Annotated in this window: 9 protein-coding genes and 1 pseudogene; 3 read left to right on the forward strand and 7 right to left on the reverse strand. The window is 69.5% G+C overall.

Going from position 1 to position 11,056, the window contains the following annotated elements:
• From DEIPI_RS27245 to DEIPI_RS0100195, 4 genes and pseudogenes are all read right to left on the reverse strand, one after another.
• Window positions 1-647: pseudogene (locus tag DEIPI_RS27245) on the reverse strand (undecaprenyl/decaprenyl-phosphate alpha-N-acetylglucosaminyl 1-phosphate transferase); the annotation flags it as partial.
• Window positions 648-665: 18 nt separating this feature from the next.
• Complete coding sequence (upp, locus tag DEIPI_RS0100185) at window positions 666-1,298, reverse strand: uracil phosphoribosyltransferase (RefSeq protein WP_045233322.1); 633 nt, start codon at window positions 1,296-1,298, stop codon at window positions 666-668.
• 354 nt (window positions 1,299-1,652) lie between these two features.
• Window positions 1,653-2,447 carry an aminoglycoside phosphotransferase family protein gene (locus DEIPI_RS0100190; RefSeq protein WP_027480452.1) on the reverse strand — a complete coding sequence of 265 codons (795 nt, stop codon included), beginning with the start codon at window positions 2,445-2,447 and terminating at the stop codon, window positions 1,653-1,655.
• 198 nt (window positions 2,448-2,645) lie between these two features.
• A complete protein-coding gene (locus DEIPI_RS0100195; protein ID WP_027480453.1) occupies window positions 2,646-3,641 on the reverse strand; it encodes an HD-GYP domain-containing protein in 996 nt (331 codons plus the stop codon).
• 165 nt (window positions 3,642-3,806) lie between these two features.
• On the opposite strand from DEIPI_RS0100195, the gene DEIPI_RS0100200 reads away from it, so the two are divergent.
• Window positions 3,807-4,577: a YkgJ family cysteine cluster protein gene (locus tag DEIPI_RS0100200; protein WP_245588480.1), complete on the forward strand. Its 771-nt coding sequence runs from the start codon at window positions 3,807-3,809 to the stop codon at window positions 4,575-4,577.
• 86 nt (window positions 4,578-4,663) lie between these two features.
• Window positions 4,664-5,263 (forward strand): GGDEF domain-containing protein, encoded by a 600-nt coding sequence (locus DEIPI_RS36285; protein ID WP_084473831.1) that lies wholly within the window; start codon window positions 4,664-4,666, stop codon window positions 5,261-5,263.
• Window positions 5,264-5,349: 86 nt separating this feature from the next.
• Here the strand turns inward: DEIPI_RS36285 and DEIPI_RS0100210 are convergent, their stop codons facing one another.
• The 3 genes from DEIPI_RS0100210 to DEIPI_RS0100220 form a co-directional block, all read right to left on the reverse strand.
• Window positions 5,350-6,303 carry an electron transfer flavoprotein subunit alpha/FixB family protein gene (locus DEIPI_RS0100210; protein WP_027480456.1) on the reverse strand — a complete coding sequence of 318 codons (954 nt, stop codon included), beginning with the start codon at window positions 6,301-6,303 and terminating at the stop codon, window positions 5,350-5,352.
• Window positions 6,300-7,058, reverse strand: coding sequence for an electron transfer flavoprotein subunit beta/FixA family protein (locus DEIPI_RS0100215; RefSeq protein ID WP_027480457.1), 759 nt, complete (start codon window positions 7,056-7,058; stop codon window positions 6,300-6,302). Before DEIPI_RS0100215 ends, DEIPI_RS0100210 begins: the two co-directional genes overlap by 4 nt.
• A 157-nt stretch (window positions 7,059-7,215) precedes the next feature.
• Complete coding sequence (locus tag DEIPI_RS0100220) at window positions 7,216-8,358, reverse strand: acyl-CoA dehydrogenase family protein (protein WP_027480458.1); 1,143 nt, start codon at window positions 8,356-8,358, stop codon at window positions 7,216-7,218.
• A 233-nt stretch (window positions 8,359-8,591) separates the two neighbouring features.
• Between DEIPI_RS0100220 and glgP the strand changes: the two genes are divergently transcribed.
• Window positions 8,592-11,056 (forward strand): alpha-glucan family phosphorylase (glgP, locus tag DEIPI_RS0100225; protein WP_027480459.1); only part of this gene is annotated, 2,465 nt, incomplete at its 3' end.

Below are 11,056 nucleotides of genomic sequence, written 5' to 3' on the forward strand. Positions count from 1 at the left end.
CCGGCGAGCAGCACGACCGCCGCCGCGCGGTCCGCGAACTGCGCGGCCGCCGCGAGCAGCACCATCGCGGCGGTGAAGCCGATGCCGCCCACCACGCCGTCCACGCCGTCGAGGAGGTTCACGGCGTTCGTGATGCCCACGATCCACAGCCACGTCACCACGACGTTCAGGACGCCCATCGCGTCGCCCGGCAGGTGCGGGACCCACGCCAGCGCGCCCAGGTCGATGCGCAGCCCGTTCACCATCAGGAGGGCCGCCGCGATGGTCTGCGCGCCGAGGCGGAACACGGGCGACAGCCCGAACTGATCGTCGATGAAGCCCACCAGGACCAGCAGCGCGCCGCCCAGCAGGATCGCGAGGACCTGGATCTGCACCGTCTCGATCACGATGGGCCGCAGCGCCCACGCCACCACGATCGCGAGGATGAACCCCGCGAAGATCGCGAGGCCGCCCGCGTTCGGCAGGGGCGACTTGTTGAGGCGCCGCTCGTTAGGCATGTCGGCCCAGCCGACACGGATCGCGAAGTCCCGCACGCGCGGGATGAAGCGGTGCGTGAACACCCAGGCCGTCAGGAACGTCAGCACGACGCTCCAGAAGCCCAGACCGAGCGGCTCGGCGATGCCGAGCGACTTCAGGAAGTCAAGCATGAACGTCTCCCCCGCCCCTCACTTCGTCCCGTAGATGCGGTCGCCCGCGTCCCCGAGGCCGGGCACGATGTAACCGTGGTCGTTGAGGCCCTCGTCGAGGGCGGCCGTGACGATCTCCACGTCCGGGTGCGTGCCGTGCACGCGCCCCACGCCCTCCGGCACGCTCAGGATCGACAGCAGCTTGATGTTGTGCGCGCCCGCCTCCTTGAGGGTGTCGATCGCGGCGACGGCGCTGCCGCCCGTCGCGAGCATCGGATCGAGCAGGAACACGCGGCGCTCCGCGATGTCCTGCGGGAGCTTGCTGTAGTACGCGACGGGCTGCAGCGTCTGCGGGTCGCGGTACAGACCCACGTGCCCCACGCGCGCGGCGGGCACGAGCCGCAGGATCGAGTCGCTCATCACGAGGCCCGCGCGCAGGATCGCGATCACCGCGAGCTTCTTGCCCGCCAGCATCGGGAACTCGCCCTCCGTGATGGGCGTGCGCAGCGTCACGGGTTCGGTTTCGAGGTCACGCATCGCCTCGTACGCGAGGAGCAGCGTCACCTCCGCCGCGAGCTCGCGGAACTCCTTCGGGCCGGTGTTCACGTCCCGCATCAGGGCCAGCTTGTGCTGCAGCAACGGGTGTTGGACGACGGTCAGGGGGCCTGGCATAAGGATCATGTTAACGCCCCGCACGCCGAATCGCCCCGGGAGAAGGTGAGGCGGGACGGCCGCTCGCCTCTGGCTGGGGCGGTGACGTATCTCTGAAGGGCTCGGGAGGCCCCCCGCGTCTGGGTGCGTACGCTCGCGGACGGCCGCTCGCTTCCGCCTGGGGCGTTGGCGTGTCTCTGCGCGCTTGGGAGTGGCCGCCCGCGCTTTGGCTGCGTACGCTCGCGGACGGCCGCTCGCTCATGCCTGGGGCTTTGACGTGTCTCTGCGCGCTTGGGAGTGGCCGCCCGCGCTTTGGCTGCGTACGCCCCGGGACGGCCCGGGGCTCATGCCTCGTGCGACTACGCGTCTCTGCACTCAGAGGGTTTCGAGCGCGTGCCGCGCCCTCGGCACCTTCATCGCGCGCTGCGCGTCGAACTCGTAGGGTTCGCGCATCAGGAACCAGTACAGGTCGTGCAGGTACGTGTGCGCGAGGTAGGCGCGCAGGCGCACGCGGGCGTTCGGCTCGTCGGGCAGCATGCCGAGGACCGTCTCGACGCTCGCGCTGGGCGGCAGCAGGTCCAGCGTGCCGGTCTTGAACAGCGACAGGTCCCGGATGGGGTCGTCGAGGGCGGCGCGCGTCCAGTCGATCACGAGCACCTCGCCCTCGTCGGAGACGAGGACGTTGTCGGACCACAGGTCGAGGTGGCAGTACGCGGCGCGCGCCGCGAGCTGACCGCGCCGCAGGGGCTCCTCCACCGCCTCGAAGAGGTCGTCGAGACCGCTGCCCGACAGGGCGGTGCGGAAGCGGCGCATGCGCTCGCGGACCCGGGCGAGGTCTACCTCTCCGGAACGGGCGGCGTGCAGCCCGGCGAGGAAGGTGCGGACCTGCGGCAGCGCGGCGGGCAGCTGCGCTGCCGTCACGGGCCGTCCCGGGAAGCGGCGCATGATCAGCACCTGCGCCCCGTCGGCCTCCAGGGTATCCACGACCCAGCGGCCCAGACCCGCGCGGCGCATGTTGGACGCCTCGAGTTCGTGCCAGCCGAGGAAGTTGCGGTACACCTTCACGACGTAGTCCCCGGCGGCGTAGACGCGGCTGTGCGCGCCCCCGCCGAGCCGTTCCAGCGGGCCGCAGCGGGCCTCGATGGTGGGGAAGCCGAGACCGGACGTCACGCCGCGCCCTCGCGGGGGGGAACGGGCGGGCGGCAGGACAGACGGAGTTCGGGAGCGGGAGGACCGCCGCGCGCGCCCCGCGGCGGTACGTTCGGGGACGAAGTCCGTGTCACGCGCACCATCATAGGGCACGGCGCGCGGGACGACCGAGAGAGCGCCGCGCCCGACCTGCGGGCGCGGCGCCCCGGGTGGGTGGCGTCAGGAGGGGATGGCCTCTACGACCGCCACGATGCGCGGGTCGAGGAGGGTGCCGCTCACGGCGGCTAGCCCGTCGGGGCCACGGCGGACGAACGCGTCGGCGACGGCGACGATGCGCGCGGCGAGCGGGATCTCCTCGCCCGCGAGCCGGTCGGGTTCACCGAAGCCGTCCCAGCGCTCGTGGTGGTGCCGCACGCCGAGCTGCGCTCCGGCGAGCTGGGGCACGTCGTGCAGGAGGTTCGCGCCGATCATGGCGTGACCGTCCTCGCCGTGGACCTTGCCGAGGTCGTGGAGCATCGCGGCGTACCAGAGCTCGTCGAGTTCGCGGTCGCTGAGGTTGAGCGACCGCCCGATCTGGACGGCCACCTCCGTGACGCGGCGTGCGTGTCCGACGGAGTCGAAGTCGAGCGACTCGATGGAGTCCACGAAGACGCTCGACAGCTTGCGCGACAGGGCGCGCGCCTCCTCGCGGCTTTCGAGCAGCGCGACGAGCGGCGTGACGGACGACGCCCAGCGTGATACCGCGTCGAGCTGCGCGGACGTGAAGACGTCTCCGGTGTAGCGGTCGAGGACGAGCGCGCCGAGGAAGCGGTTGCGGTCGCGCAGGGGCGCGACGAGACTGGCCTTCGTCTCGCGCATGCCGAGCACGTCGAGCCGGGCGCGCACCTCCGGGGGGTTGGTGGCGAACAGTTCGGCGGCGCTGTCCGTCACGACGCGCGCCCGTCCGGCGGACCAGGGACCGCCGAGCTGAAGCCCGACGAGGTCGTGCTCGTAGCCGAGGACCGCGGCGATCTGGTCCTCGCCGGGGCGGATGACGGCGTAGCCCTTGACGTTCCCGCCGACGAGGTCGGCGGCGGTGGAGAGCGTGGACTCCAGGACGCCCTCCAGGGTGGGTTTGGCGAGCAGGTCGTTGAGCACGCGGCCCGGGTCGGTGGGGCTGGGCGTGCTCGGCGCGGACGGGGTCGCGGGGGCGGTCTTGGCTGGTCTCCTGAACACGGCGTTCTCAGTATAGGCTCATGCAATCCTGGGGGGATGAGCGGTGGAGGATTCGTGGACTCTCTCCTGGAGCTTCCTGGCGCCCGGTTACGATCCGGTCGCGCCCAGCGCCCGAGGGGCCGCCGCGAGTCACATGGACCCGCGAGCTATACTAGACGGATTCTCGTGACGAACCCGGCAAGAACGAACCACAACGTGAGGAGCGCGCCCGGTGACGCGGCGCGCGACGTCTGGACGCGCGAGGTGCGCGCCCAGTACGCCCGCTTCGATCGCCGCGCGAAGGCGTGGCTCGACGACTACACCCGCGCGGGAGGCCGCGTGTACTGCGCGAGCGGCTGCTTCCGCTGCTGCGACATGCCCATCCGCCTCAGCTGGGCCGAGGCGCTCACCCTCTCGGAGAGCCTCACCCCGGAGCAGCACCGCGCGGTGCGCGAGCACGCCCGCAAGGTCTGGCGCAACGCCCACGCGAGCCGCACCCCCGACGAGTACGTCGAGAGGCACCGGCGCGAGGTGGGCTTCTGCCCGCTGCTCGACCGCGAGACGGGCTCGTGCACGCAGTACGCGGACCGTCCCACCCGCTGCCGCGACACGTACTCCGCGCTGCCCGCCTTCCTCTGCGCGCCCGACGGTCCCGCCCAGCTCTCGCGCTCCGAGCGGCGCCGCTACGAGCAGGTCGTGCGGACCGACCCCGTCATGGACGGCGAGACGCACTTCATCGCGCCGCTCGAACAGCTCTCCGAGCCCGCCTGGGTGGCGTTCTCGAAGCTGATGCGCAAGGGCCTCGGCTTCGAGCTGTGGGGCGACTTCCACTACCTCGTCGCGATGACCATGGAGCCCGACTTCCACGCGGCGCTCGCGCTGAGGGACCGGAAGAAGGTCATTGCGGCCCTCAGGAAGGCCGGCCTCTACCACCCGGAGATCGTGCAGGTGGAGTGACGTACGGAGGTACCCCACCTCCGCGCGTTGCGGGTGCATGATGGGGTGGGGACCGCTGTCCTTATACATTTCACCTTATTTCTTCGATGGAAAGTAACATATTCGATCAACGCCTGTTTGATCTTGTATTCTCAATGGCTACTACCGATGGACTTACCGGCCTATTAAGTAGAAGTGGCCTACTCATTTATGTAGAACGCCTCCTTTTGCAAGGAGAGTGTGAAATAAGTGTAATCTTTGCTGACGGCCAGGATTTTAAATTGATAAATGATACCTTTGGCTATGAGATGGGCGACCTTGCCCTTTCAATCTATGCAAAGGTGCTTATGGCAAGCACGCGAAATCGACGAGAAGAGGTCGAGCGGGCCAGGAATATAGCGCTGGGCAGTGAAGCGCCGTTCATGCCACTTGTCTACGTCCTGGCTGACTCACGTCTCGACGGAGTTGGAAGATGGGGAGGTGAGGAGTTCGTGATCGTTCTGCCGGCAGGGGAACACACAGCCTCCATGGTGATTGAGCGTATCCAGATGGGCTTCGATGCCTTTGCCAGCTCTATCCTCCGGTTGAACCTGGGCAGCGCGACAGGAAAGGTGAAGAACATCGCCGACTTCTACGCCCTGACCCGGAAGGCTTCCGCCGCGATGAAGGTCGCCAAGGCCGAAGCCAAGGCCAACCCCGAGGCCTGATCCTTCGCTGTGGCATGAACTGAGGCCAACGACATCAAGAAGAGCGGGCAGGCCCCTCGGCCTCCCGCTCTTTCCTGCGCCTCGCGTTACTTGTTGCGGGCCTGTTCGATGAGGGCGGGCACGACCTCGTTGACGTCCCCGACGATGCCGTAGTCCGCGACCTTGAAGATGGGGGCCTCGGCGTCCTTGTTGACGGCGACGATGATCTTGCTCTTGCCCATGCCGGAGAGGTGCTGCACCGCGCCGGACACGCCGAGCGCGATGTACGCCTTGGGCTGCACGGTCCGGCCGGTCTGGCCGACCTGCTCGCTGTAGGGCCGCCAGCCGGCGTCCACGACCGCGCGCGTGGCGCCGACGCCCGCGCCGAGCTGGTCCGCGAGGCCCTCGACGAGGCTCGTGAAGTTCTCGGGGCTGCCGACGCCGCGGCCGCCGGTCACGACGAGGTCCGCCTCGGACAGCGCGACGCGGCTCGTCTTCTCGACGGTCTTGCCGGTCACCTGCACGCGCGGGGCGGGCAGGTCGAGCTCCACGTCGTACTGCTCGCCCGCGCTCGCGGCGGGCTGCGCGGGCGTGAAGGTGCCGGGCTTGACGCTCACGACGATGACGGGCGCGTCGGCCTCGACGGTCTCGGTGACGCGCGCGAGGTACGTGTAGCGCTGCGCGCGCAGGCCCGTGCCGGCGGGCGCGAGGCTGATGACGTCCTCCAGGAGGGGCGCGTCGAGCCGCACGGCGACGCGGGGGCTGTACTCGCGGCCCGAGCGGCTGCCGCCGGTGATGACGGTGGTCGCCTCGCCCTCGCGGGCGATCTGGGTGATCGCGGCGGCCCAGAGCTCCGCGTCGTACTGCGCGAGCTGCGGCAGGTCCGCGACGAGCACCTGGTCGGCGAGCGCGGCGGCCTCGTTCGCGACGCCCGCGATCCCGGAGCCGAGGACGAGGAGGGTGACGGGGCCTTCACGGCCCGAGTCGCGGGCGGCGCTGACCATCTCGGCGGTGCTCTTGCTGAGCTTGCCGGCGGCGTACTCTGCGACGACGAGGATCACGCGATCACCTTGGCCTCATTGCGGAGGAGTTCGAGGAGCTGCGCCGCGGCGGCCTGGGGGTCCTTGCCGTCGATGACGCGGTTCATGCGGGCGCGCGCCTGGATCTCGGCGCCGACGACGCGCACGAGGGGCGTGACGCCGTACTGGTCGAGGGTGTCCTTGCGCAGTTCCTTCTTCTTCGCCTTCATGATGTTCGGCAGGGTGGGGTAGCGGGGCTCGTTGAGGCCCTGCTGGGTGGTGACGACGGCGGGCAGCGTGGCCGTGAAGGTCTCGTTGCCCTCGTCGACGTCGTGCCGTCCCGTCAGCGCGCCGTCCTGCACCTGGAGGCCGTTCGTCCAGGTGAGCTGCGGCCAGCCGAGGCGCTCGGCGGTGGCGGCCCCGAGGGCCTGGCTGTCCCAGTCGGCCTGCTGCCCGCCGACGAGCACGAGGTCGATGCCCTCGGTCTGCGCGATCCGCGCGACGACCTTGCTGAGGCTGATGGGGTCGAGGACGGCGTCCGTCTCGACGTGGACGGCGCGGTCGGCGCCCATGGCGAGCGCGGTGCGCAGGGCGTCCTCGTTGCGGCGCGGGCCGACGGCGAGCGCGACGATCTCGGCGTCCGCGCCGCCCTCGCGCAGGCGCAGCGCCTGCTCCACGCCGTACTCGTCCATGCCGTCCATGACGAGGGTGGCGCCCTCGAGGTCCACGGCGCCGTTCGTGACCCGCACGCGGGCTTCCGCGTCGGGCACCTGGCGAATCAGGGTCAGGATCTTCATAGGGTCTCCGGTGGAATTATAGGGTGAGTGGTCAGCGATCAGCGGTCAGCGATCAGTGCTCGATCTCGGGTGCCGATCTTCGGGGCGTCCGATGGAGCCCGGGTTTTTTCGGGTCGCTCCCGCGTCCCTCCACTGACGGCTGACCGCCGACGACCGACTACTTCTTCAACAGCTGACGGGCGATGACGACGCGCTGGATCTCGTTGGTGCCCTCGTAGATCTGGTTGAGCTTCACGTCGCGCAGGAGCTTCTCGACGGGGTACTCGCCGACGTAGCCGTAGCCGCCGTGGACCTGGATGGCCTCGTTGGAGGCGTCGAAGGCCATCTCGGAGCAGTAGGCCTTGGCGATGGCGCTCTCCGCGCTGTGCGGCAGGCCCTGATCGACGAGCCACGCGGCCTTGAGGGCCATGAGGCGGCCCGTCTCGACGCCCATGCTCATCTCGGCGAGCTTGAACTGGATCGCCTGGAATTCCGAGATGGGGCGGCCGAAGGCGGCGCGTTCGCGGGCGTACCTGAGGCTCTCGTCGAGGGCGCGGCGGGCGATGCCGACGGAGCCCGCCGCGACGGGGATGCGGGTCTTGTCGAGCGTCTTCATGGCGATCTTGAAGCCGTCGCCGATGCCGCCGAGGATGTTCTCCTTCGGGACGCGGACGTCCTCGAAGACGAGCTCGGAGGTGAGGCTGGCGCGCTGGCCGAGCTTGTGGCGGATCTTGTTGTAGCTCTGGCCCGGCGCGTCCTTCGGCACGACGATGGCGACGGTGCCGCGGTGGCCGAGGCTCTTGTCGACGGTGGCGAACACGACCGTGATCTCGGCGACGCCGCCGTTCGAGATCCACATCTTGGTGCCGTTGATGACCCACTCGTCGCCGTCGAGGACGGCGGTGGTGTTCATGGCGGCGGCGTCGGAGCCGTTGTTGGGCTCGCTGAGCGCGAACGCGGCGAGGCTGGGCTTGTCCAGGAGGGGCGCGAGGAAGCGTTTGTGCTGTTCCTCGGTGCCGCCGACGACGACGGGCGTGATGCCGAGCTCGGAGGCCATCAGGATGGTGTAGATGCCCATGCAGCCGTAGGCGAGTTCCTCGCCGATGATGACCTCGTCGATCATGGAGAGGCCGAGGCCGCCCGCGTGCTCGGGGACGCTGGTGTTGAGGAGGCCGACCTCATGGGCCTTCTCGACGACCTGCCAGGGGAGTTCCTCCTTCTGGTCGTACTCCGTGGCGATGGGGATGATCTCGTTGCGGGCGAAGTCGCGCGCGAGCTGCTGGAGCTGTTTCTGTTCGTCGGTGAGCGAGAAATCGATCATGGGGCCTCCGGGTGGGATCGGTGCGTCACGCTACCACGTGGGACGAACGCCCGTTCGGTTGGACTGGGTACAAGAATATCAGGTGGAGGCTCCGCCCGCGCGCCCTCCCCGGCCCTTTCAGGGGCTGTCCAGACAGCCCTGTAGCGTGCCCCACACCTGCCACACGCGAGGTTCCAGCGGGCACATCACCGCAAAAGCGTAAGGAAAACACTTTCGTAGTAGACTCGTCCGGTATGAACGTGCTCGGCAAAGTGACCGTCCTCCCCAAGCTCCCGGAGAACCTCCGGCGTCTCGAGGACCTGGCGTACAACCTCTACTGGAGCTGGACGCCCCACGCCACCAACCTCTTCCGCGACCTCAGCCCCGACCTGTGGGAAGGCAGCAACCACAACCCCGTCCGCACCCTCCTCGACGTGCCCCAGTCCCGCCTGGAGGAGGTCTCGCGCGACCCGCAGTACCTCGCGCGCCTGGAGCGCGTCATGGAGGACTTCGAGGCGTACATGGACGCGCCCTCCACCTGGCGCACCCGTCACGCCGCGGAACTCGGGCAGATCGCGTACTTCAGCATGGAGTACGGCTTCCACGAGAGCCTCCCCATCTACTCCGGCGGTCTCGGCGTCCTCGCCGGCGACCACTGCAAGAGCGCCAGCGACCTCGGCCTGCCCTTCGCGGCGGTCGGCCTGCTCTTCCACCAGGGCTACTTCCGCCAGCGCATCAACAAGGACGGCTGGCAGGAGGAGAGCTTCGACGAGATCGACCTCACCACGCTCCCCATCCGCCCCGCCCGCACCCCCGACGGTCAGGACGCCTACGTCAACGTCGACGTCGCGGGCCGCGACGTGAAGGTCCGCGTGTGGGAACTGCGCATCGGCCGCATTCCCGTCTACCTCCTCGACAGCAACGTCGCGGGCAACGACGACCACGACCGCGGCCTCACCGCCCGCCTCTACGGCGGCAACCAGGAACTGCGCGTCCAGCAGGAGCTCATCCTCGGCGTCGGCGGCGTCCGCGCGCTGCGCGCCCTCGGCGTGAACGCCCAGGTGTTCCACATGAACGAGGGCCACGCCGCCTTCCTCGGCCTGGAGCGCATCCGCGAGTTCGTCGCGGGCGGCCTCGACTTCGCCAGCGCCGTCGAGGCGGTCGCGTCGGGCAGCATCTTCACCACGCACACGCCCGTCCCCGCCGGCAACGACGCCTTCCCCCTCGACCTGATCGGCCGCTACCTCGGCGAGTGGCCCGCCAGGCTCGGCACCACCTGGGAGAACATGATCGAGCTGGCCCGCCAGGACCAGCCCTGGGGCCAGACGTTCAGCATGACCGTCCTCGCGCTGCGCCTCTCGCGCGCCGCGAACGGCGTGTCCGAACTGCACGGCGAGGTCAGCCGCGCCATGTGGAACTTCCTCTACCCCGGCGCCGCACAGAGCGAGGTGCCGATCGGGCACGTCACCAACGGCGTCCACACCCTCACGTTCCTCGCGCAGAAGCTCCGCGACCTCTACGCGGGCGTCCTGCCCGGCGACTGGACCGAACGGCTCGAGGACACCGCCATGTGGAAGGCCGCCATCCCCAACATCCCCGACGAGAACCTCGTCGCGGCCCTGCGCGACCTCAAGATCGACATGATCCAGTTCGTGCGGACCCGCCTGCAGGAGCAGCTGCGCCGCAACGGCGCCAGCGCCGCCGACGTGAAGGCCGCGTCGCAGGTCCTCTCCCCCGAGGCGCTCACCATCGGCTTCGCGCGCCGCTTCGCCACGTACAAGCGTGCCAACCTGCTCTTCCGCGACCGCGCCCGACTCGCGCGGATCGTCAACGACCCCGAGCGGCCCGTGCAGTTCGTCTTCGCGGGCAAGGCGCACCCCGCCGACAACCCCGGCAAGGCCTTCATCCAGGAGATCTACCGCATGAGCCAGGAACCCGAGTTCCGCGGCAAGATCGTCATCCTGGAGAACTACGACATGAACGTCGCCCGTCACCTCGTGCAGGGCGTCGACATCTGGCTCAACAACCCCCGCCGTCCGCTGGAGGCGTCCGGCACGAGCGGCATGAAGGCCAGCCTCAACGGCGCGCTGAACTTCAGCATCCTCGACGGCTGGTGGCGCGAATCCTACGACGGCGGCAACGGCTACGCCATCGGCGACGAACGCGAGTTCGACAGCCTCGACGTGCAGGACGACGCGGACAGCTTCAGCCTCTACGAGACGCTCGAGGAGGACATCGTCCCGCTGTACTACCGCCGGGACGCGCGCGGCTTCAACCACGGCTGGCTCGAGAAGGCCCGTCACGCCATCGAGACCATCGCGCCCGAGTTCAGCATGCAGCGGCAGGTCATCGACTACACCACGAAGTACTACCTGCCCCTCACCGAGCGCGCCGCGCGCGTCGCGGACGGCGACTACGCCCTCGCGCGCGAACTCGCGGGCTGGAAGCGCTACGTCCGCGAGCAGTGGGGCCCCACCACCATCAGCGCGAGCGCCGACGTGCCCGCCACCGCGGAGCCCGGCGAGAGCATCACGGTGCGCGCCAGCGTGAACGGCAGCAGCCTCACCGAGCGTGACCTGCGCGTCGAGGCCGTCCTCGACCGCGGCGACCAGCGTGAGATCGTCGTGCTCAGCCCCGTCGGCGGCGGCAGCTACGAGGGCCGCGTGGCCCTGCGCGACAGCGGCCAGTACACCGTCGGCGCGCGCGTCGTCGCGGCCCG

The sequence above is a fragment of the Deinococcus pimensis DSM 21231 genome (assembly GCF_000519345.1).
Classification (GTDB): domain Bacteria; phylum Deinococcota; class Deinococci; order Deinococcales; family Deinococcaceae; genus Deinococcus_A; species Deinococcus_A pimensis.